The 22,821-nt window shown below is 42.2% G+C and carries 24 protein-coding genes; 15 read left to right on the plus strand and 9 right to left on the minus strand.

The annotated features are described in order from the left end of the window. Positions 1 to 20: 20 nt before the first annotated feature. The 3 genes from BM008_RS11610 (at position 21) to BM008_RS11620 (ending at position 2,648) form a co-directional block, all read left to right on the plus strand. Positions 21 to 977, plus strand: a complete 957-nt coding sequence (locus tag BM008_RS11610) for a hypothetical protein (RefSeq protein ID WP_177188052.1) — start codon at positions 21 to 23, stop codon at positions 975 to 977. A gap of 11 nt (positions 978 to 988) precedes the next feature. After that, the gene (locus tag BM008_RS11615; RefSeq protein ID WP_091937174.1) at positions 989 to 2,029 is read left to right on the plus strand and encodes a hypothetical protein; all 1,041 of its coding nucleotides are present in this window, start codon (positions 989 to 991) and stop codon (positions 2,027 to 2,029) included. A gap of 307 nt (positions 2,030 to 2,336) precedes the next feature. Next, a complete protein-coding gene (locus BM008_RS11620) occupies positions 2,337 to 2,648 on the plus strand; it encodes a hypothetical protein (protein ID WP_091937177.1) in 312 nt (103 codons plus the stop codon). Positions 2,649 to 2,714: 66 nt separating this feature from the next. Here BM008_RS11620 and BM008_RS11625 read toward each other — a convergent pair whose 3' ends face one another. Then, positions 2,715 to 3,092, minus strand: coding sequence for a winged helix-turn-helix transcriptional regulator (locus tag BM008_RS11625; RefSeq protein WP_091937179.1), 378 nt, complete (start codon positions 3,090 to 3,092; stop codon positions 2,715 to 2,717). A 146-nt stretch (positions 3,093 to 3,238) separates the two neighbouring features. Here BM008_RS11625 and fae point away from each other — a divergent pair, with 146 nt between their 5' ends. Further along, positions 3,239 to 3,742, plus strand: a complete 504-nt coding sequence (gene fae, locus BM008_RS11630; protein WP_091937181.1) for a formaldehyde-activating enzyme — start codon at positions 3,239 to 3,241, stop codon at positions 3,740 to 3,742. Between the two features lie 109 nt (positions 3,743 to 3,851). Here the strand turns inward: fae and BM008_RS11635 are convergent, their stop codons facing one another. Then, positions 3,852 to 4,670: a nitroreductase family protein gene (locus BM008_RS11635; protein ID WP_091937183.1), complete on the minus strand. Its 819-nt coding sequence runs from the start codon at positions 4,668 to 4,670 to the stop codon at positions 3,852 to 3,854. A gap of 296 nt (positions 4,671 to 4,966) precedes the next feature. Here BM008_RS11635 and BM008_RS11640 point away from each other — a divergent pair, with 296 nt between their 5' ends. Beyond that, positions 4,967 to 6,193 (plus strand): aldo/keto reductase, encoded by a 1,227-nt coding sequence (locus tag BM008_RS11640; RefSeq protein ID WP_091937185.1) that lies wholly within the window; start codon positions 4,967 to 4,969, stop codon positions 6,191 to 6,193. Between the two features lie 56 nt (positions 6,194 to 6,249). Beyond that, the gene (locus tag BM008_RS11645; RefSeq protein WP_091937188.1) at positions 6,250 to 6,828 is read left to right on the plus strand and encodes a TetR/AcrR family transcriptional regulator; all 579 of its coding nucleotides are present in this window, start codon (positions 6,250 to 6,252) and stop codon (positions 6,826 to 6,828) included. 69 nt (positions 6,829 to 6,897) lie between these two features. On the opposite strand, the gene BM008_RS11650 is transcribed toward BM008_RS11645, so the two are convergent. Continuing rightward, positions 6,898 to 8,724, minus strand: coding sequence for a hypothetical protein (locus tag BM008_RS11650; protein WP_177188053.1), 1,827 nt, complete (start codon positions 8,722 to 8,724; stop codon positions 6,898 to 6,900). Between the two features lie 422 nt (positions 8,725 to 9,146). Beyond that, positions 9,147 to 9,740 (minus strand): hypothetical protein, encoded by a 594-nt coding sequence (locus tag BM008_RS11655; RefSeq protein WP_091937192.1) that lies wholly within the window; start codon positions 9,738 to 9,740, stop codon positions 9,147 to 9,149. 495 nt (positions 9,741 to 10,235) lie between these two features. Here BM008_RS11655 and BM008_RS11660 point away from each other — a divergent pair, with 495 nt between their 5' ends. Then, on the plus strand, positions 10,236 to 11,117 hold the full coding sequence (locus BM008_RS11660; protein WP_091937194.1) for a transglutaminase-like domain-containing protein: 882 nt from the start codon (positions 10,236 to 10,238) through the stop codon (positions 11,115 to 11,117). Positions 11,118 to 11,288: 171 nt separating this feature from the next. Here BM008_RS11660 and BM008_RS14945 read toward each other — a convergent pair whose 3' ends face one another. From BM008_RS14945 to BM008_RS11675, 3 genes are all read right to left on the minus strand, one after another. After that, a complete protein-coding gene (locus BM008_RS14945) occupies positions 11,289 to 12,479 on the minus strand; it encodes a PEF-CTERM sorting domain-containing protein (RefSeq protein ID WP_091937436.1) in 1,191 nt (396 codons plus the stop codon). Between the two features lie 506 nt (positions 12,480 to 12,985). Further along, on the minus strand, positions 12,986 to 13,663 hold the full coding sequence (locus tag BM008_RS11670) for a class I SAM-dependent methyltransferase (RefSeq protein ID WP_091937197.1): 678 nt from the start codon (positions 13,661 to 13,663) through the stop codon (positions 12,986 to 12,988). A gap of 41 nt (positions 13,664 to 13,704) precedes the next feature. Further along, entirely contained in the window at positions 13,705 to 14,037 is a 333-nt protein-coding gene (locus tag BM008_RS11675) for a YkvA family protein (RefSeq protein WP_091937199.1), read from the minus strand. Positions 14,038 to 14,376: 339 nt separating this feature from the next. On the opposite strand from BM008_RS11675, the gene gatC reads away from it, so the two are divergent. The 3 genes from gatC to gatB are packed head-to-tail and all read left to right on the plus strand — an operon-like array spanning position 14,377 to position 17,517. Next, positions 14,377 to 14,658: an Asp-tRNA(Asn)/Glu-tRNA(Gln) amidotransferase subunit GatC gene (gatC, locus tag BM008_RS11680; RefSeq protein ID WP_091937201.1), complete on the plus strand. Its 282-nt coding sequence runs from the start codon at positions 14,377 to 14,379 to the stop codon at positions 14,656 to 14,658. Positions 14,659 to 14,668: 10 nt separating this feature from the next. Beyond that, positions 14,669 to 16,096 carry an Asp-tRNA(Asn)/Glu-tRNA(Gln) amidotransferase subunit GatA gene (gatA, locus tag BM008_RS11685; protein WP_091937203.1) on the plus strand — a complete coding sequence of 476 codons (1,428 nt, stop codon included), beginning with the start codon at positions 14,669 to 14,671 and terminating at the stop codon, positions 16,094 to 16,096. Continuing rightward, a complete protein-coding gene (gene gatB / locus BM008_RS11690) occupies positions 16,096 to 17,517 on the plus strand; it encodes an Asp-tRNA(Asn)/Glu-tRNA(Gln) amidotransferase subunit GatB (protein ID WP_091937205.1) in 1,422 nt (473 codons plus the stop codon). The genes gatA and gatB overlap by 1 nt, the downstream gene beginning before the upstream one ends. A 125-nt stretch (positions 17,518 to 17,642) precedes the next feature. Here the strand turns inward: gatB and BM008_RS15130 are convergent, their stop codons facing one another. Continuing rightward, positions 17,643 to 18,314: a winged helix-turn-helix domain-containing protein gene (locus BM008_RS15130; RefSeq protein ID WP_245748025.1), complete on the minus strand. Its 672-nt coding sequence runs from the start codon at positions 18,312 to 18,314 to the stop codon at positions 17,643 to 17,645. A 216-nt stretch (positions 18,315 to 18,530) separates the two neighbouring features. Between BM008_RS15130 and BM008_RS11705 the strand changes: the two genes are divergently transcribed. From BM008_RS11705 to BM008_RS11725, 5 genes are all read left to right on the plus strand, one after another. Continuing rightward, a complete protein-coding gene (locus tag BM008_RS11705; protein ID WP_091937207.1) occupies positions 18,531 to 18,677 on the plus strand; it encodes a 50S ribosomal protein L40e in 147 nt (48 codons plus the stop codon). 8 nt (positions 18,678 to 18,685) lie between these two features. Further along, a complete protein-coding gene (locus BM008_RS11710; protein WP_091937209.1) occupies positions 18,686 to 19,429 on the plus strand; it encodes a phosphoglycerol geranylgeranyltransferase in 744 nt (247 codons plus the stop codon). Between the two features lie 62 nt (positions 19,430 to 19,491). Beyond that, positions 19,492 to 21,213, plus strand: coding sequence for an ABC transporter ATP-binding protein (locus tag BM008_RS15245; RefSeq protein ID WP_091937211.1), 1,722 nt, complete (start codon positions 19,492 to 19,494; stop codon positions 21,211 to 21,213). A 147-nt stretch (positions 21,214 to 21,360) separates the two neighbouring features. Next, on the plus strand, positions 21,361 to 21,702 hold the full coding sequence (locus BM008_RS11720) for a phasin family protein (RefSeq protein ID WP_091937214.1): 342 nt from the start codon (positions 21,361 to 21,363) through the stop codon (positions 21,700 to 21,702). A gap of 156 nt (positions 21,703 to 21,858) precedes the next feature. Then, the gene (locus tag BM008_RS11725) at positions 21,859 to 22,332 is read left to right on the plus strand and encodes a hypothetical protein (protein ID WP_091937216.1); all 474 of its coding nucleotides are present in this window, start codon (positions 21,859 to 21,861) and stop codon (positions 22,330 to 22,332) included. 28 nt (positions 22,333 to 22,360) lie between these two features. Here the strand turns inward: BM008_RS11725 and BM008_RS11730 are convergent, their stop codons facing one another. After that, complete coding sequence (locus BM008_RS11730; RefSeq protein WP_091937218.1) at positions 22,361 to 22,630, minus strand: DUF3303 domain-containing protein; 270 nt, start codon at positions 22,628 to 22,630, stop codon at positions 22,361 to 22,363. Positions 22,631 to 22,821: the final 191 nt, after the last annotated feature.

Below are 22,821 nucleotides of genomic sequence, written 5' to 3' on the forward strand. Positions count from 1 at the left end.
TATTAAAGGATTAAAGAGCAATGAATCGGACAATAAGAATTAGAATAATACTGATATTGATAATACTTGTGAATACATTGATACCCATATTCGCAAGTGCCGAATACAATGAATCAATCGATAGTCATAACTCATATTTAGAAGAGTTTAGAAATGATTCTCATTTTATAGGATATAAAGGAAATCTACCAGATACTATTGACCAGGAATGGAAGAATGCAATTAGAGATTGCTGGCTGAATCTCACAGGACCATCTTATTACAAATTTGATAAGTCGATAAAAAGCGTTGGATCTAACAGCGAATTATTAATCGTGTATTTGGGCTCTGCCTACAAAGGAGAAGTAAATGATTCAAGAATTGATCAGATGTATCAGAAAATAGAAACCTATTGTGAAGAAAATGTGGGTGTAGGTAATGTTCCTGTTGTTTTCATGTGGGCAGAAGATGAGGAAGACCTGATAATGGTATATGATTCAGATGCATTTGAGAATGCAAAAAACAGTTCAAGCTTTGTAGCTTCTCGAGGAAACGTACCGACATTTTCAGATGAAAATGAAAGATTGCAATGGACAGATGACGTTTTTGAAGCAGGCTCCATCAAGGAGTTAAGTCCATATTTTACTTCTCAGAAAGGACCGCTTCTTATATCTTATAGTTTCCAAAGATATGGAGGATATGTAAAAGTAGGAGTCAACAAAGATACTCCAGAAAGAGTGAATGATTCTTCTATTAATGAAATTTACCAGATTGTTTATAATCACTATGAAGAAGTAGGCATTACTGATATTCCGGTTGTATTTGTATGGGAGGAAGTGCCACAGATCGATGAAATGGCAATAGGTGAACCTCCAATAGAATATCATTCTGAAGATACCAATGTGTCAGACAATGAGGAATCTTCACAAACCACGCCAGGTTTCACCTCCGTTATGCTTGTCATGTGCATTCTTATACTGGCAAGATTTAGAAAATAAGAGGAAATTGCATGTGGAAATGGTACAAATATAGAATATTGTTTTTGCTAGCATTAGCATTGTTGTCTACATCAATAGGTTTTGCAAGTGCTGCAACTGATGTATTTGAAGAGTTTGCAGAAGACTCCCACTATATCGCCAGTAGAGGAAACGTACCTGATACTATTGATCAGGAATGGAAAAATGCATTAAGAGATTGCTGGCTAAATATTATAAAGAAAGTTGGTCCGTCTTATTCTGAATTTGACAGCTCCATTAATAACATTGGAGTGGGAAATAATATATTAAATGTGTATGTTGGTTCTGCTTATAAGGGACAGATCAACGATTCAAGAATCGATGAAATGTACCAGAATATTGGATCTTATTGTGAAGAAAACTGTGGAATAAATGATGTTCCGGTAGTTTTCTTGTGGGATGAAGATGAAGAAGATATGGCATTGCCTGATTACGGTTACGAGATGTTTGAAAAAGCTGCAAATAGTTCTGAGTTTGTAGCTGCCAGGGGTACCATGCCTATAATCACAGATGCAACTGAGAAAAGAGACTGGACCGATCTGCTAGTCCATTGTAGTCGTGCTAATGACAAGATTGACAATTATTTTGTGTCATCCGGTGGTCCCGTGAGTAGTTTCGGGACGTATATTGATGGCTATTTGAAAGTAGGTCTTGATTCAGCCACTCCGGAAAGAGTAAATGATTCTGTGATCGATGAAATATACAAGACAATAGATGAAGCAGCTCAAGAAGAGGGAGTGAATGATGTTCCTGCTGTGTTTATGTGGGAACATGAAGAAGAAATAGACCTGGAAACAGACGATTCTACTAGTGATAGTGGTCTGGTTACTATAAAAGATGAAAATGGAACTTATATTGATGTAGACAAAGATGCTGTCTATATCGATGAAAATGGAAAATACGCTCTTAAAGATAATTCCACTATAGATGAGTCCTCTGAATCAAATACGCACACTACACCGGGTTTCACTTCTATCATGCTCATTCTTTGTATGTCGATAATATCCCGGTTCACTAAAACAGAGAAGGACTGAGGGATCTCCTGCAGGATGATACGTTCTCAGTAATAGCTGTATCAGAATCTCATAATGAGGATTCTTTAGTGGTCGAGAGTACTATTACAAAAGAATACTTCATTGATGCAAGTTCTGGAACAGGTGATGCTCCGGATAACTGGGATGATGCACCATCCAGTTACTGAATCACTTTTTCTTCTCCTCTCTTCTTTCTTTTTTACTGCTATCTGACATCTACATTAGATGACCAAATGGAAACCATTTGTTGTGAAACAGAGTTAATATGCAGGTAATATTTTATAGTTATAATTTAAATTAATATCCAATGTCAACTCCTACTTTATCGTGGCTACCTTCTATCAACAAGAAAATAGTAATAACATCCTTTCTTGCCGTTGGCTGGTTATTCATTGCACTGATTGCTGCTAATGCCACTGGCATGATAAGTTATGAAGCTGGAAGATATTTAGGCTGGATGATATCATTAAGCCTTCCAATATGGGTACTGCTTATAGCTGATCCAAATACCCGGAACTTGAATACTAAAGATGAAAAAAGAGCCATTACGGCAATGGTAGTTACATTTGTTGTCTTTGTGATCGTTGCCTTAGTAGCTTTGTTGCAGGGGACTATCTAATATCGTGTGTTCCTGTTTTCGTGACATAATATTTTCTATCTGTTTTTTAAGGATGAGAATCTCTTTTCAATCATCTATCTTCAACAGTTCTTTGGTCAGCTCATAGCTATGTTCTGTGCATGTTGGAGTAGACTCGTCCGCACATTCCTTGTAGGCAAATCCTGAAAGCTCATAAAGGACCTTGTTCAGGTTCCTGCCTTTTCCGGTCAGGTGATACTCTATAGTCACGGGTGTCTTGGATACAATGATCTTCTCTATTAACCCGTCCTGTTCAAGTTGGCGTAATTTCCCGGACAGCACTTTGCTGCTAAGGTTCGGGTTGCATTTCAGGAACTCATTGAATTGTTTCTTTCCACAGAACATATCCCTGATGATGTTGAGCGTCCATTTTTTGCTTATTAGTTTTATTGCTCTGTCTATAGGGCTGTGTTCCAGGTCTCCCATGATATCTCACCAGGTTACCAAATGGTTAGAATAAGTATTTACGTGTTCTCCTGATATGTATCGGATTGAAAATCATGAACAGTAGAAATGTCCTGCACACTCAGATCATGCAGGCATTTCTGAAAAGTTCAAATTGAGGTTATCATATGACAAAAATAGTAAATAGTCTGATAGGCGAAGCCCTGGTTGGTGAAGGACCGGAAGTTGCTCACATAGACCTTGTGATCGGAAGAAAAGGAAGTGCTGTTGAAACTGCATTTATGAATTCCCTTGCAATGCCAAGGCAGGGACACTCTCCTTTACTTGCTGTACTTGAACCAAATGTTACACCAAAACCTGCAACATTACTTGTGAACAAAGTGACAATGAAGAATGCAGCTCAGGCTTCCTTGATGTTCGGTCCTGCTCAGGCATCCATTGCAAAAGCTGTGATGGACAGTGTAGAAGAAGGAGTTATTCCAAAAGAAGAAGCTGAAGATCTCCTGATCATTGTATCAGTGTTCATCGAATGGGATGCAGAGGACAAGGACAAGATCTACGAGTTCAACTACGAAGCAACAAAACTTGCAATTAAGCGTGCTGTTGATGGAACTCCTACCGTAGATGATGCACTTGCTAAAAAGGACAGTGCAGCACATCCATTTGCTTAAATGAACTATCCTGCAAGATGATTGCAGGACTTACTTCTTTTTGTATCCTCAGTTCGATTTGTGGAATAGAAGTTCTTTTCAATGCATTGGGGATAATTTCAAGATAATATCACTGCCACATAACTTCAAGTGGTTTTCTGCGGGGGATGCCGTATATCTCATATTTTTGATTCCCGAACAATATTGCATAAGCAGTTTTTCTTCCTTCAGGCAAGCCGAGCTCTTGCTGAAGTGGCTCATAGGATGTGGCAGCAGCAGCAACAAAGCCTGCCCAGCAAGTGCCTATCCCATATGCAGGTGCTGTGATGTCAAAGTGGGTGAGGGCAATTATGGCATCAACAGGCGCGATCGGACTATCTTCGGGAATGTGTGCGAAAAGCAAATGAGGAGCATCCCTACAAATAACATCATTTCCACTCTCCCATGCTGCGATCAGTGAAGGTACGTAGCCACTCATGGGGTGAGGGGTGTTCACAAGGCTCTTCATCCATTCGATCGTGAGCCCTGCGATCTTCTGGACTCTCTCCGGGTCATGAACAACAAGCCACTGAACCGGCTGACCATTGGTTCCTGATGCAGCGTAACGGGCAACGTCGAGGATCTCCATGATCTTCTCCCGTGGCACGGGTTCTTTTGTAAAATGCCGTACTGACCTGCGTTTCTTAAGGTAAAGATCTATATCTTCAGCAGAGATATCACCGGCACCGGCGGGCAGGATGACTTTTTCATCCGGAAGCAGGTTTAGAAGCAGTGCCTGAGAAGGACAGAAAACCTCGCAGTGTCCGCATTTGATGCAGCGAAGTACGTTTGCCTCCTGCACCTGTGGAAGATTTGATTCTTCAGCCAACTCGATTATACGCGTTGTACATACTTTTGTGCAAATACCACAACCTGTGCAAAGGTTTTTATCAACAATAATAAGAGTCATGAGTACTAAATCCTGATTTATTCAAGGTATTATACATTTTCCTTTTAAGTATTTTTCACCCTAACAATCCTGCCTTCTCCAAAAAAGCAATCCTGACACAACCCAGAATCAATACTTCAAGGTCATGAGATATCAAAAGATAAGAGACACCTTTTTCTTTTGGAATACACACCAGCAAGCTCTGGACATTGTCATGAGCTTGAATATGTGGTGAATCTACAAAAGTACTATATACTTTTAAAATAGATTAATAGATTGACTACTCAGTCTAGTGGCTGAAAGAGTGAAGTATAACTATGCAATACAGAGAAGTACCCAAAACAGGAGACAAATTATCAGCGTTGGGACTGGGAGCCATGCGCCTTCCCGAAAAGGACGGAACCATTGATCATGAGAAAGCTACAGCCCTTCTGCACCATGCAATTGACAACGGAGTGAACTATGTCGACACTGCCTGGCCATACCATAATGAGAAGAGTGAAGTATTCCTTGGGGAAGCACTATCTGGCGGATACCGGGAAAAGATCAGGCTTGCTACCAAAATGCCTCACTGGCTTGTCAAAGACCAGACCGATATGGACAGGTTCCTGGAGATCCAGTTAAAAAGACTGAACACCGACCATATTGACTACTATCTAATCCATTCCCTGACAGAAGGTGGATGGAAAAAGATAAGGGATAAAGGTGTGCTGGAATTCCTTAACAGGGCAAAGAAGGATGGACGCATAAAGAATGTCGGTTTTTCATTTCATGACAGAGCAGAGGTATTCCAGGAGATCATCGGTGCCTATGACTGGGACATGTGCCTGATACAGTACAACTACCTTGATGAGAATCATCAGGCAGGCACTCAAGGTTTGAAGTATGCAGCCGAAAGGAATATTGCGGTCATGGTCATGGAACCGCTCCGTGGCGGGAATCTTGTCAGGAACGTACCGCCTGAAATCGAAGACATATGGAACGAGGCTGATGTCAAAAGAAGTCCTGCCGAATGGGCATTCAGGTGGGTATGGAACCATCCAGAAGTGACTGTCGTCCTTTCAGGGATGAATGAGATGTCCCAGCTTGATGAGAATATACGCACCGCATCCGAAGCAGAGCCTGACTCACTTACAGAAAAAGAACGGGATATAGTGCACCGAGTAGCGGAAAAGTACAGAGATCTCATGGCAGTTCCCTGCACAGGATGCAATTACTGTATGCCCTGTCCTGTGGGCGTGGATATCCCCGGATGCTTTGACCTTTACAACAGCAAGCGAATATTCAAAGGTATAAGTGACCACGACACACAATACAGGTACCTTGTGCACCAGATGGGAGTACTGGGGAAGAACTCGTCTGCCTCGCTCTGTGTCAATTGCGGGAAATGTAAGGAGAAATGCCCACAGCAGATTGACATACCTGAAAAGCTCAAGGAAGTGGAATCACAGTTCGAAAGCTCCAGGACAAAGCTCACCGCCAGGATAATGAGGAATTTCCTGCCTGTGATAAGGCAATTCAGCCTGCTGAAAAACAGAAGCTAAAAATGGGCCATAAGGACATTTTAAATAACAGAGAATGATACAATAAAAGAGATTCCATGGCAGAGAAGCAGAGCAACAAAAGACAGACGATCCTCGATGCGTCCCTGATCCTCTTTACAGATAGGGGGTTTCACGGCACTCCCACATCGCTGATCGCAAAGGAAGCAGGAGTTGCCACAGGTACGCTTTTCCATTATTTCAAGACAAAAGAGGAACTCATCGACACCCTTTATCTTGAAATAAAGAAAGAATCCGGATCAGTGCTTGAAGATGCAGCCAGCTGTGGAGATAGCTGCAGGGAAAAGCTTGATAATGTATCCAATGCACTCGCAGATTGGGGACTCGATAATCCCCGGAAGATATATTTCATGCAGCAGTTCTGCTATTCACCATACATCTCCTCTACTGCCCAGGAAGAAGGAGTCGCTAACTTTGCATTTCTCACCGACCTGATAAGAACAGGAATAAAAGAAGGATGGCTGCGGGACTATCCTCCGGAACTAATACGTTCAATTGTTTCTTCCGCACTAATGGATTCTGTTCTTATGGCTGCACGTGAAAGTGACCCGAGGGTACAGCGCGAGGTGTTGAAGCAGTCAATTGAGCTGGTGCTTCATGGGATTGTAAATGAATGATGTATCCGCGATCAGAGGATAGAGATTACTTCTTGTGTGCTCATTAAAAGAAAAAGAAGAGGGAAGTGATCAATTCCCTGTAATACCATTCAACCAATCCCAGATAGGAGTTAGAATAGTGGACATTGAACCTCCAGTATCATCTACTTGATCTGAAATCTCATCGTCCTTCACAGAGGAATAAGCATCACCATAAACTGTCAACTCTTTTCCAGAATCAAGATATCCTTCCTTTGAAGCATTCAGCATATGAGTGCCCGGTTCATCAATGATATAATAGGTAAAGGAACCATTTTCATCAGTGACACCAATCTCCCTGCCATCCAGAGTTATCAGTGCATGTTGTACAGGTTGTGACATACTCGTGACTGATATATGGACATCCTTTCTAACTGTGGTATAGTCTTTAAAATCCAGAGACATTATCTCATCAAATCCACTGAATCTGACAACAAGCAATTCCTCCGAGCTATGGTTCAGGCCGTTTCGTTTTATAAGCATCCTGCTTCCATCAGGACTCCAGTCATTTGAGACACTTCCATGAGGAAGCCAGTCATTTAATGAATAGCTGTAATTATCATCCGGAGATACCTGAGTGACTCCACTGCCATCTGAATTTGCAACATATACTTTGGTGGCATACATGTCACCTACAGGATGATCAACTTCAAATGCAATATAATCACCAGAAGGATGCCATGAGAATGTATCACCAAGCACGATCTCATGTTTCTCACTTCCATTGGCATCTATTATGTTGAATGCAGTTGCAATTTTATCGCCTTTGGGACTCCAAGAAGCTTTTGATATCAGATACGCGTATTCAGAGGCATTCTCATCTAGTATATTTATATGTGTACCATCTGCATCCGCAATATTAAGACAGGAAGAGATCAGCTTGCCATCTTGATAGGTTGAGTTCGTGAACAATAGTCTTCCATCCGGACCAATTGACATATAATCACTCAAACTCCCGGTACTAATCTTTGTTATTTTGCTGTCATTCAGCTGCACGACAAAATGTGAACAGCTTTCATCCTCATAGCTCGAATAATAGATCATACTATCATCCAGACTCCAGCCAATGAGCCTGTCTGCATTTGATGCAAGCTGTTTCAGATCATCTCCAGTATACCTGTCTGTCGTCCAGAGACCATCTTCGACGAAGGCGATCTGGTCACCTTTATGATTCCACATACATTCAGATACACCTTTTTCACTGTCGATAATTTGGTTCGAAGAGGAATCATATTTCTGCACCACCCATATGTCACCATTGAGAATCATTATTGCATCCGTTCCATTGGGTTCCCATTCAAATTCTCTTTCATGATCGATCCAGTTCCATATCGAAATATTGGAGAGGTTCCTTACACCTATAACTTCCACTGAATTTCTATTGATATCAGCAATACCGACAACACTCACCCCTGCAGCTCCTATAAAAGTATCATCGCCTACAACCATCATAGTATCACTAACATTAACAACATTTCCATAAAATGCAAAATGGTCACCTGCAGAGTTCCAGCGGGCAATTTCGAAATGTTCATTGGCTGTTAATTCCAGTGACCGCTCCATTGTGTTATTTCTTGTCGCTATGATCTCCCTGGGCTCAGTACCATCTGCGTTCAAAAAATATAATGCATCCAGTTCGGGCTCACCTAATGGAGCGTATCTTGTCAGCACCAGAACCTTGCTGCCGTCAGGATTCCAGCATTCAAGCAGAGACCTGTAGTTATAAGAAACATTCTCATCTCTGGCGAGTTCATCAAAATAAATGTCTGTTACGTTGGAAATTGAAATTATATCTGAAACCTCAAGAGAGTTCACTGTTTGTTCCTCTAATGCAGCCGAAGTTCCGGCTACACCTATGATCGACACCAAGAATAACATAATCAAAAGACTGATTTTTAACGTCCGGTTCATAATTGGTCCCCACATTAGAAGCTTGCTTAGAGCACTGAAAAGAAAAAGAAAGAAATCTATTCTTTATCAGATTGCATATAACATTGCATATTTTATTAAAAATAGATATAAATTATGGCCAATGTTTAAACTATAAATGTGAATGGATTATTGAGATCTCTGAAAAACGAAATGTATGATTAATTGGAATATAATAAGGATTGCTCCGGGACTATCCTCTGGAACTTATACGTTCAATTGTTTCCTTCGCACTAATGGATCCTGTTCTTATGGCTGCACGTGAAAGTGACCCAAAGGTGCAGCGTGAGGTGTTGGAGCAGTAGATTGAGCTTGTGCTTTATGGTATTGTGAAAGAGTGAACACCTATTCTAGTAATTTTTCAGAGAGATTCACTGAAAATAGCTATCAAAATCAGCTGTCAATTCTCTCAAAGGACGTGCATTTGAAAAGTGCTCAGATTGTGGAGAAGTTACCAGTATATTTCCCAGTTTTGTGGCAACATCATATTCACCGAGAACCTGATCGAGGAACAGGAATCCTGCACCCAGCCAGAGGTCATATTCAGCTTCATTAAACTCGTTAAAGAACAGAACTATACCTACTTTGTCAGGAGATTCGTCTTTGATCAATACATAATTGATATTTTCAAATTTGACATTCTTTCCCCCATACACCAAATCGCATGGTTCTCTTCTCGGTCTGAACTTAATAACAGACCACTTATCCAGTTGAGGCGCAGCTGAATAGAGTTTTTCAAGATCAGGAAATACCGAAAGAATTCCGCCTGCGCTTAAAATGAACTCCCTTTTACCATTAACAACTGGACCAAATTCAAAAACAAGATCTTTGTTTACCTGCATAATCTGGGAATGAAGTTCCTTGAAAATTGCCTCTTGACCCTGTTCGAAATTCGGTAATCTATCTTCGTTCTTCTGGAACCATGACCAGAATTTCTGTTCTTTGCTTTTAAAAAGAGAAATCATTTTTGCACCTGCACAAACATAAACTTTTAGTATATATTTAGGTAATATCCATTGTTTTTAAGGATTCTGGTGCAATTAAGATTAAAGTATCAATGACCACACATTCTTCCCCACTATCACAAACCTATTCATCCGATTCACAGTCCTTGTCACAAATCCACTCCACTTGAAGAAATCAAAACTGAACCTATTATCGATTAGCAAAAAAACAATCTCCTTCTCAGTAAAATGGTGGACAACGTAAGCAACTTCCCTAGTCTTCTGTTACCGATGGGTCTCTGATGTAACGTTCACGGCAAATCTGCAAATGCCATGTGTGTCCGAAATCCTCCAGATATGGGTGATGTAGAATGTGAAGCTGCAAAACGCTTCACATGACCAATTTTAGTTATTGGTTACTAATTTATTATGGTGACTACTAAAATTATATAAAATGAAGAGTACTATAGGTGACATACCAAACAGAATTCATGTGGCAAAATAGGGCTAAATACTATGAAAAGATCGATACTTCTTATTTTCCTGGTAGCAATACTGATGTTCTCGGTTTATGCTGTATTTGATGAGGATGATGGTCCAGCTACATCTTTTTCTTCTGTTTCTCTTAAGGAAAATATTTCATACATTATGAGGTTAGAAGATACAATAAATGCTGTTCCTTCAAATCTTTCTGAAAATATCAGTATGGATCCGGTTCCACAGGTACAGCAGGAAATAGCTGTCAAAAAAGACATCAGAGATTTCATTCCGGTGGATCCTCCTGAAACGACAGGTGTTTTACGGGTTCAGGAATATGTAACACCATATGCTGATGCTGTGCAGGACTATCTTAAGGAAGAAGATCTTAATGACACAGATGAGATATATGAGACTGCAATTTCATGGATATGGGTGTCTGATACTACCCTGAACGACCAGCCGGATGGTTGGCTCACTCCTGCGGAGTTCCTGCAAGATACTCCTGATTTCGATTCAAACCCTGTGCCAGGTGAGATCGTAAGTGATTGTACCGAACAGGCCAATACTCTTGCATCGTTACTGATCGGCTCCGGTGAATATGATGAAGATACCTTAAGGGTTGTTATGGGTCAGGTGACCAGCAGTAACGTTAATGGCGGACATGCATGGGTCGAAGTCTACGAGGATGGGGAATGGTTCCCTGTGGATGCCACAGTAGGTCCACGCTATGACGATGACCTTGGGGAAGTGGTCTATCCTGACAATTACGAAGATATTGGCTTCGATCACTTCCGGGATGAGAATTATTCTGTGGTATATCTCTGGTATTATTATAACAATGAATACAGCCTTGATGTAAGTTCAGGTACAGGAAACGCACCTGATAATTGGTATTCTGTTCCTTCCAGTTACTATTGATCTTTCATCTTCTCTCGGCAGTCTTCTCATCATAAGCAAAGAATGAACCCTCTTCCTTTGTCATCGGCAGGTCTCTGATGTAGTGTTCGCGGTAAACTGCTGAATGCCATGTGCATCCGATATCTCAAAAATAAAATTAGAAAAAAAGAGAAGTAAGGTTATCCCTTACTTTTAGTTACGTCTCTGGAAGAACAGTGCCAGACCAATTATTGCAATTACCGGAACTGCAATTGTTGGGAATTCTGGGATCTCGCCGTTTCCTCCTTCTTCCCAATCCTTAGTAACTGTCTGTGATTCAACAGTTGTCTGTCTTTGTGAATCATAGAATGAAGCTACGATCTGGTCTGTTCCAACGCCGCCATCACCTGTGTAGGTAAATGTTGCTTCTCCACTTCCATCTGTAGTGTCAATTCCACTTTCCCCGGCATTAGGTCCTGATGTAACATTGAATGTTACGTCAATACCGGGTATAGGGGTACCAAGCAGATCAGTAATTGTTGCCGTTACTGTGTGCTGTGTGCCTACAGGATTGACATCAGAGGCCGGACTAAGGCTAATACCAACTACTGTTACACCACATGGGAGGTTAGATGGGCTGAATGGCTGCTGCAGTTCCTGGAGCCAGATCTGGTCGAGCTCTGTAATTGACCATCCCATGTAATCCACATCAAGTCCGTTGTAGATGATAAGTCCATTATCAGTTCCAGCAGGGTACTTTGCATATGTATGAACAGGGCCTGTTGCTGCAATAGCATTTGTACCGGACATATCAAGACACCAGTTTGGATCGTAGGTTGTCATGACATTCATATCACCAACAGCATCCGTAGTTGAAGCAAGGGTTGCTGCATCAATGTAATATGGGCCTGGAAGGGCCGTGGACAAAGTGTTCTCCTCTACTATGGTAAGCGTACCAGTTGCACCAAGTGCACCAGGGTTGGCTGTTGTGAATGGATATGGCAGCCAGCTATAATCGATCGCTGAACATTCACTGTCATAGATTATGAGCTTGTTCCCGTTTCCAACAAAAGCCACGATGTCTGCTTTCTGAGATGGGCTCAGAGCATTGGCGTTACACAGCATCCCCACACTACCTGCCATGTTCAATACAACAGTATCATATGGTGCAAGGGTCGCAGCATTGACAGTTGCAGGGTCCACAGTTGTGAATGTAAAAGCAGCGTAGGTTGGACCAGTAGTTGGTAGTGTACCTCCATTGACCACTGTAGGTCCTCCGATTATTGCAACGTTTGAAGAACTTGGCAGGGCCGATGCTGACTGACCCAGCATACACAAACACACAGCTATTACCAGGATCGTGGTAATAGTTGATCCGAATCTTAATTTCTTGCTATTCATCATACCACCTCTTTCTTGGTTTTGCGATCAGTGAGGCGAAGAAATTTGTGTATATACAGCATAAGCTATATGTGTAGCAATTTTTCCCACTTCCATACCCCACGTATGCAAAAATTAAATTTAGGGCATTCAAACTTTCCCTATATAAAAAAGGGATGAACCTGATATATAATTGCACCGATTGTGCATGAAATTATGTCTTTGATAATAATCATACAGTAAAATAAAATATGATTTTAATAAAAATTATGTACTAGTATATTCATCTATATTGAGTATATACAAAAAAAATTAAAATATATGCGTATTTTTAAAATAAAAAGATTATGTACTTAATAAAGTTACTGAACTATATTACGCAATACTAAAAATATATAGAAGTAGTCAGGGCATTTTGAAGGATTTTTATCGAATTAATATCATTTGATGCACAACGCAGTAACAAAAGCACAATATTTAGCGCAACTATGATCTGGCAAACTTGACACTATCACACCAGGCATCATAATTCAGACTTTCTTCCCAACGATCACAAATCCATTGACCCGATTCCCTGTTCTCGTCACAAAAGTATCCCTTTTGAAAAACTCGACCCCAAATCCATTCTTGATCAGCAGAAATACCAGTTCCTTCTCAGTAAAGTGATGAGCAGTATAAGCAACCTCGCCGGTATTCTCATCATAAGCCAAAAATGAGCCCTCTTCCTTTGTCACCGGCAGATCCCTGAGATAACGTTCACGATAGATCTCTGAATGCCATGTCTGTCCGAAATCTGCAATGTAGAGATGACCATCCGGTTTAAGAACGCGGCAGGCTTCACGCACGATGCGGGAGCGGTCTTCTTTTGAGACTACTACTGTAAGAAAAGCCTGCATTATAACTACATCAAAACTCTCATCTGAAAATGGGAGAGCAACGGCTGTAGCTCTTGTAAATGACGGGAGGGTTGAGAGTTCATTATCTGTAGCAGCTTTTGCTGTTATATTCAGAGCATCATGGTTGATGTCAATGCTTGTGACTGAAAACTCATGTGATGCTAGTTCTATGCTCACCTTACCTGTTGCACATCCTACATCAAGGATACGGGCATCAGGATCTGTGTACCTGAAGATGACAGGGTCAAGTTCGATGGTTGCAGGAATATCCTTGCCGACCACATCGATCCACGTTCTCTCATGTTCATTCATGGTCCCACAGTACTCCTTGATATCGGTGACGAAAAATGGTCTTATAAGGCAGAACCTGGTGAGCTCTTAGCAGAAAGTTCACATTCTGCCGTATGCCTGCACTCATTCATAATAGGCTTAGGGATCATCTTTATTGCAAGTATCAATGCCAGGGGGATCAATAGTATATCATCCATAACGCCAATGACAGGGACAAAACTCGGAATAAGGTCAATGGGACTAAGAATATAGATAGTGACAAAAGCTGCGAGCAACCTTGTATGGATCGGCAGGTCGGAGCGTTTGCTGGCAATGGATAATGTCTTTGTATGCAATTGCAGCTTGTAGAACCGTTCCTTCAGTATTGCTTTCAGGATGAACGTTATTATGCCCACTTGATCTGGCTCCCGGTTGTTTTACAGAAATTAATTAACTAATATTAGTTTTCAGAATTAATATATCGATCGGAACTAGAAATTGGCATTATATAATTCCAGAGACAAAAGTACAAGGTATTATGCAGATCACTTGTTTCTTCTTGTGGGAAAACGCCGGCTTTGCCGGACCCTTCGGTCTCACTCCGTATATTCATGACCCATGATAAATAATATCTCGATCCTGCCAGACATGAACGAACTGCTTAACCAACATTTTTAATATAATCGCCTGCTTTTCTAAGACTTAAATTATTACATATTATAACTATACTCTATTTCAAATCAGAGGAACTTACGATGATCACTAAAGAAGAAGTAGAACACGTAGGCTGGCTCGCACGTATCGAGATCGATGAAAAAGAATCCGATGCTTATGCAGAGAAGCTTAACTCCGTACTGGACTATTTCGGACAGCTCGATGAGGTCGACACCGAAGGCGTAGAGCCAACATACCACGTTGCGGACATTGTTAACGTGTTCAGGAAGGACGAGGTAACCGAATCGATGTCACAGGAAGATGTGCTGGCAAACACCGAGAACAAACAGGAAGGCAATTTCAAGTCTCCAAGGATCATGTGAGGTGTACAAAATGGCAGCATGGACAGACATTTCAGGCATTAAACAGAAAATTGCAGACTCTTCAGCCGAAGAGGTCACTGCTTCTTACATTGAGACTATCGGCAAGAGCAAGATCAACGGTTTCACAACAATGTGGGACGAAGCTATCAATGTAGCTCGTGAGATCGACTCTGAAGGTCATGAAGGACCTCTTGCAGGTGTACCAATAGCGATCAAGGAGAACATATCCACAAAGGGACTCTCCACTACTTGTTCATCAAAGATACTTCAGGGATATGTGCCACCATACGATGCACATGTCATTGAAAGGCTCAGGGAAGCAGGTGCGGTAATTCTTGGAAAGACCAACATGGACGAATTTGCCATGGGAACTTCCACCGAATCAAGTTACTACGGACCTACACTTAACCCATGGGATATGGACAGGGTACCGGGAGGTTCATCCGGTGGAAGTGCAGCAGTAGTTGCAGCAGGTGAAGTGCCGGTATCTCTTGGATCAGATACAGGTGGTTCTGTCAGGTGTCCGGCAGCATACTGTGGTGTGGTTGGACTTAAACCAACCTACGGATGCATTTCAAGATACGGACTTATCTCTTATGCAAACTCACTGGAGCAGATCGGACCTCTTGCAACCAATGTTGCAGACATCGCAACCATCATGGACGTTGTAGCAGGATATGACAGCAGGGACAGCACATCCATCAACAGGGAGAACACTTACAGCGATGCCCTGAAGGACGATGTGAACGGACTGAAGATCGGTGTGCCTGAAGAGTACTTCGGAGAGGGTATCGATGAGAAGGTCGAAAAGGCAGTATGGGATGCGATATCTAAATTCGAGGACATGGGAGCTACTTACGAGAAGGTATCCATGCCACACACAAAATATGCTCTTGCATCATATTATATTATAGCCATGAGCGAAGCATCATCGAACCTTGCACGCTTTGACGGTACAAGATACGGATACCGTGCAGAAGGTGAGAACTGGCACGTTATGGCATCAAGGACCCGTGCACAAGGCTTTGGCGAAGAGGTCAAACGCAGGATATTGCTCGGTACCTATGCACTTTCAGCAGGTTACCATGACAAATACTATCTGAAAGCACTCAAGGTCAGAACTCTTGTTAAACAGGACTTTGACAGGGCACTTGATAATGTTGATGTGCTCATGGCGCCAACAATGCCTGCACCTGCATTCAAGATCGGTGAGAAGATAGATGATCCTCTTTCCCTGTATCTGGCAGATGTCAATACAGTACCTATCAACCTCGCAGGTGTACCATCCATATCAGTTCCATGTGGCTTCTCAGGTGATATGCCAGTGGGACTTCAGATAATAGGTAAACACTTCGATGAGAATGCTATCATCAAAGCTGCTTACAGCTTTGAGCAGAATACCGATCATCACACCAGAAGACCTCCGGAGGTGGCATAATGGTTTACGAGAACCCTGACGGAATTAGGATCGGACTTGAGGTCCACGTTCAGTTGAACAAGCTTAACACAAAGCTGTTCTGTGGCTGTTCCACAGACTACCATGACTCTGAACCAAACACTCATGTATGTCCGATATGCCTGGGACTTCCTGGTTCACTGCCAGTTCTTAACGAGAGGGCAGTGGAATTTGCAATAAAGATAGGACTTGCACTTAACTGTAGTATCGTGGAGCAGACCCAGTTCCACAGGAAGAATTACTACTATCCTGATCTTCCAAAGAACTTCCAGACAACGCAGTACGATTATCCTATCGCAGCTGAGGGAAAGATCATCATCGAAGGTGAGGATGGAGAACATAACGTTGGTATCACCCGTGCTCATATCGAAGAAGATCCTGCAAGGTTGCAGCACATGGGAACCATTGACAAGTCCAAGGGTACGCTCATTAACTACAACCGTTCAGGTATGACACTTATCGAGATCGTCAGTGAGCCTGATATGAGAAGCCCAAAGGAAGCAAGACGTTATCTTGAGAAGCTCAGAAGCATTCTTGATTATCTTGGCGTGTTCGATGGTGATCTTGAAGGTGCAATGAAAGCGGATGCGAACGTTTCCGTATTCTGGGGCGAACGTGTTGAGATCAAGAACATATCATCCTTCAAGGGTGTCGAGAGGGCTCTGCTCTATGAGATCATGAGGCAGAAGAACCAGATCAGACGTGGAGGAGAGATCGTCATGGAAACAAGGCACTTCGACGAGGCAAGAGGTGTGACAATTTCCATGCGTACTAAGGAAGATGAACAGGATTACCGTTACTTCCCAGAGCCAGATCTTGTACCTATGCGAGTTGCCGACTGGGTGCCAAAGGTACGTGAGACACTGCCGGAACTTCCTGATGCAAAGAGAGCACGTTTCATGGAGGAGTACAGTCTTGGCGAGACCCATGCAAGGGCACTGACCACCGAGATAAAGGTAGCTAACTTCTTTGAAGAGGTAGCAAAAAAGGTCGATCCAAAGGATGCGGCTGTCTGGGTATCTGATATCCTCAAGGGTGAGCTCAACTACCGTGAACTTAGCATTGATGCTTTCACAGTGGAGGACATGGTTGCTGTTGTCGAACTTGTAACAGCTAACAAGATCACGGAAAAGAGTGCTGTTGATGTCATACGCACAGTCCTTGATGATGGTGGCAAGCCACAGGAGATCGTCGAAAAGAAAGGTCTTCTCAAGGTAGAGGATGATATCGTTGCAACAGCAGTGGACGAGGCAATTGCTGAGAACCCTGAAGCAGTGGCAGATTATCTTGGAGGAAAGGAAAAATCCCTGAACTTCATTGTAGGTAAGGTCATGCAGAAAACAAAGGGAAGAGCTGACGCCCGTGAAGCAAGAGAGAAAGTGCTTGCAAAGCTCAATGAGTGAATTAAGAACTGAAACTAAAAAAGAATGGGGTTATACCCCATTTCGATCTTTTTCTATATCTGACTAAAATCTACTACTCAGGTGGATATTGGTATTATTGTGATCAGCACAACAACATTTCATGGTTACAGATGATGTTCATCTACATTCGCAAGGAATGCTTCACCGCGTGGAGTGATTACGTAGGTTCTCTCCCCCTCTTTCTCAATGTATAGGGTATCCTCGAGCATATCGAGATTCAGTTTGGTCTGTACATCATTCAGTTCGAACTTTTCCTTGACCTCATCGTAGTTCATCTTCCCTTCACCAAAAGCTTCAAGCATGTGCCTGCGGACAGGATTCTGCATGGCTTTCAGGCCTGCTCTGTGGTCCTCGGTTGGGTTTCTCTTGAGCTTGCCTTCTTTCTTTGCTTTCTCGTACCATTCGTCCCTTCTTTTCTTCAGGTCGTCCAGTTTTTCATCCTTTGATGCGGGTTTGGTTTCAATGCTCTCAAGGTATTCCTCGCCACGTGGGGTGATCACATATGTATTCTCATCTTCTTTTTCAATGTAGAGAGTATCCTCCAGCATTCCAAGATGTAGTTTCAGCGGCATGTTATCAAGGTCGAACTCTGCCTTTAGCTCGTCGAATGTCATCTTCTTTTCATTAAGGCTTTTGATGATATTCCTTCTGACAGGATTTTGCAGGGTCTTCAGTTTTGCATCATGGTCCTCTTTAGGATCCCTGTTGAGCTTCCCCTCTTTTTTTGCTTTCTCATACCATTCCTGTCTTCTCTTTATTTGATCATCATCGCTCATATCAATCAATCATTATTAATGATTATATTTCTTATAAAGTTTGTCCCGCATGAACTTAGATGAATGACAATGTTTATACCATAGAAGATAGTGACTGGATTATTCAATAGGACGTGAAAATGAGCATGGATTTGGCAAAACAATTATATGTTTTGAGCATCATGTAAGCAGCCTATTATTCTAATAATACATATTACAATCATTTAGGTGAAAATAATGGCAAGATTCCCAGAAGCTGAAAACAGAATACTGATCAAGAAGATCTGTATGGAGTGCAATGCACGCAATGCAGTACGTGCAACAAGATGCAGGAAATGCGGTAGCAAAGGCCTGCGTATGAAATCCAAGGAAACAAGAGGCTGATCGTTCTCATGCAAGTGGAAGAGTACCTTAACAAGATCGCAGAAAGCGAGGGTACAGTTCACTTGACACTTATCGACCCGGCATCCCAGACCCCGGATGAGGCGGCAGAGATAGCTCATGCTGCTGCACTCGGAGGTACGGATGCCATAATGGTCGGGGGTTCCACCGGAGCCGGAGGAGTGATACTGGATCAGACACTCCTTAAGATCAAAGAGAAGACAGACAAACCTACAATATTGTTCCCGGGCAACGCATCAGGTGTCAGCAGATATGCAGATGCTATCTTCTTTATGAGCCTGCTCAATTCCCGTGACATAAATTTCATCACCACCAATCAGGCAATGGGTGCTCCTGTAGTTTACAAGAGCGGTATAGAGCCCATCTCCATGGCATATCTTATAGTAGAGCCTGGAGGAACTGTTGGATGGGTCGGTGATGCAAAGCTCATACCAAAACACAAACCTGAACTTGCGGTCGCATATGCACTTGCAGGAAAATATCTTGGTATGCACTACACCTACCTCGAGGCAGGTTCCGGTGCCGATGCACCAGTGACCCCTGAGATGATAGGTGCGGTAAAACATGTCCTTGGGGACAACAAACTTATCGTTGGTGGCGGAATACGTGATGGTGAGACTGCAAAGCTTTGTGCTCTTGCAGGTGCTGACATGATAGTCACAGGGACCATCCTTGAGGAAAGTTCCAATGTCACTGCAAAGATAGAAGAACTTGTTTCTGCGATCAAGAAGTAATAAGAACTCCCTTTTTTTTCTTTACATCCCTTTGAACTGTAGCCATCCATGGAGGTTCGATCATGCTTGAAGTATGCAATGTCGTAAAAACGTACGAATTAAATGGCGAAAGAAGAACGATCCTTGATAACATAAATTTCACTGTCGCAGACGGGGAAATACTTGGTATCACTGGAAAAAGCGGTAGTGGAAAGACCACTATACTCAAGCTCCTCAGAGGAATAGAGGAACTTGATTCAGGCTACTTCGAGCTGGATGGCGAGAGAATAGGACCTGATGCAGACAGGGAAAAGCTCAAATTCCTTGTACGCAACAGCGCAATACATCTTCAGCGTAACTTCGGACTCTGGAACGGCCCTGCTGTGGAGAATATTGTCCGCAGGCTTAATTTCCTGGCAGAAGGACACGAGGGATTACCCGAACCTGAAGCTTTCCATTATGACGACTTGCATGAAGAAGCAATGTACTATATGCGTCTTGTCAAGCTCGAACACAAAGCACAGCATTCATCTAACCTGTTAAGTGGTGGCGAGAAACAAAGGCTTATACTTGCACGTCAGCTTGCAGCAAAACCAAGACTTCTTCTCCTTGACGAACCGGTAACCATGACAGATCCCGGTACAAAACAGGAGATGCTTGATGTCATAAAGAACATCAAAAAAGAGCTTAACATTCCTATTATTGTAGTATCACACCTGCCTGAGATCCACATGTATCTTGCAGACAGGGTGGTCTATCTTGAAGATGGAAAGGTCGTAGAGACAGGCGAGGCCGAACAGGTACTCAAACATTTCCTTAAAGATATAGTGGAAAAAGCACCTCTTCCCGAGATGTCAGGGAAGGAGCCTATCATAAAAGTAAGGGGTCTTTCCAATCGTTTCTCACTTCTGAGGGTTGGAGAGGTACTGAAGTTCGAAGATCTGTCACTTGATATCAATAAAGGTGAGATCACAGCACTTATCGGACCGTCCGGTTCCGGGAAGACAACTCTTCTTAAGATGATAGAGGGTCTGAGGTATCCAAAGGAAGGGGATATTACATATCTGCACAATGGCGAGTGGCTGAATATCATTGAGTTCACCTTACAGCGTCTTGACCTTCGCAGGAAGATGAGCACGATGCAGCAGGAGTTCACGCTTTCTCCGCATTCTACTATCAGGGACCAGCTTGCGTTCAAACTCCGTCTCAAGGGCGAAGGCTCACTTGAATATGCAAGAGAAAAAGCTGCTGAGATTGGTATCTCTGATGAGTATCTCGATACACTTTACAAACTTACAGAAGTTACTGAAGAGGAGAAGGACAAGTCCCTTAGGGAAATGAACCTCTCTCTTGATATCTATTCAAAGCTCTTCCCTGTCGTAACAAAAGACACAGTTGATGAGCATGCTGCTGAGGTTTTCGAAGCTCTGGACCTTCCAATGTCCGTGCTGGATAAAACACCATACCAGATAAGCGGTGGCGAGCACGTAAGGGCATACATTGCACTGGCACTGGTCTCTCGCCCGGAGATACTGATGCTGGATGAGCCGTTCGGTGACCTCGATCCGGTAACTCTCAGGGATGTAACCAATTCCCTGAAGAACATAAACAGGAAGTTCGGCACCACAATAGTTTTTGTCAGCCATCACACCGATTTTGTGAAAGAGGCTGCTCACAGGGCGATCCTTATTGATTCTGCAAAGATCATCATGGACGGTAAGCCTGATGAGGTATGTGACAAGCTAATTGAGATGTCTCATGCAGATTATCTCGAACATGATATCAGTGACCTCATTGAGAACTGAATATCATATCCTTTTCTTTTTTACCAGCTGTTCTTTATTCTGGCATTCATTTCTTTTCGGTACTAGCTTTAGATCACCACATCTTTGAACTGGTTCAGAATAAGATATTTATTGTAACACATGATAATTAATCATTGGAGGTTTATAATGAAAGATGCTAATGATATCGCAGAGATCATGAAAAAGGTAGGTCTTTTTGGAATTGGTCTATGGGCACTTACTGAAGAAAAGGTCCAGGACATTGCAGATGACCTTATCGAGAATGGGGAGATGAAAAAGGAAGAGGGTAAGAAGTTCGTTCGCGAAGTTGTTGAGGAACAGAAGAAGCAGAAGGAAGATATGGAGAAGAAGATCTCATCCAAGGTTCAGGAGACCATTAACAAGGCTGATATAGCAACAAAGGATGAGGTCAGTGAGCTCAAGGATATCATCAAGAGCCTCGAAGAGAAGATCGATAAGCTTACCAGTTCTGAAGAAAAAGACATGTAAACTCATGAGGAGGGGGTTATCTTTAGTAAAAGCACTAGCCTCTTTCTGACTTTTTCTAAAATATTCTACTCATTTATCTTTGATCAGGCAGAAAGCAATCCTGATGTTCAGCTTGACCAGTGGAGCATCCTTCCTGAAAATCCTGTTGTAGGGGATGTGCTGGATATAAATGGACAGACCGATCCCGGGGAGATGATCGGGATGACCGTTTCATTCACAGTGAATGTCCCTGTAATAGATAATGAATACAGGTATGTCTTCCAGGATATCAACATACCAGGTGGCAGCAATAGTTTTCAGGTAAGGTCTCAGAAGGTTGATGACCTTAATTTTGTAGTTCGTATGTTCGTAGACTTTAAACGAAGCTTTGATGCTGAGGAAGGAGTTGCCGAATTTTTTGAAAAGAATGTTCCTGCAGGTAACTATGAGATCGTTGTAGAGGGAAATGCTCAGGATGGGGAGAAAACTGTCAGAATGGACTTTGTTGCAAGTCAGACCATAAGGGCAGATGAAGAAGGCAACTTCCATCATGAATATGATACAAGCTCGCTTCCAGAGGGTAATTTCACTGTAAAGATAGGTGACATTGAAAAGGTCATCGAGCTGATGCCTTCAGTTTCCGGGAATTAAAAAAGAGAAATGGTTCAATAAAAGGGCTTTATAGTCCCTTTGAAACCATGAGCTTTATGAAATCTGTCGATTCCATAACAGGAACACTGTCAATTATGCATATGTCCGACCATGGGAGGTTGAACTCAGCATATGCTTCTGCGCTGTCTGCTTCATAAAGGATGAAATATCGTCCTCCATTGAGGTCTACCCACTGATTGACCACATTTATTCCGGCAGGTGGTTTCAATTTCTTGAAATGCTCAATTACTTTCTCAGTATCCCTTGGCTCCCATGAACTTATATCAAAAAATAACATCTTTTCTCACTCCTTATCTTATCTATTCTCCAACTCTGCGCCACATAAAAATGGCTATCAATAATTTGGATCATGAACTTATTTAACTGTTACTCTAACTTTTGATATTTATTGTATGAATTGAATATCAACGATAAATTAATAATAAATCCAGTCATAGATCAATACATCTAAAAAAAATCAAAATAAAA

It is taken from the genome of Methanolobus profundi, assembly GCF_900114835.1.
GTDB lineage: Archaea > Halobacteriota > Methanosarcinia > Methanosarcinales > Methanosarcinaceae > Methanolobus > Methanolobus profundi.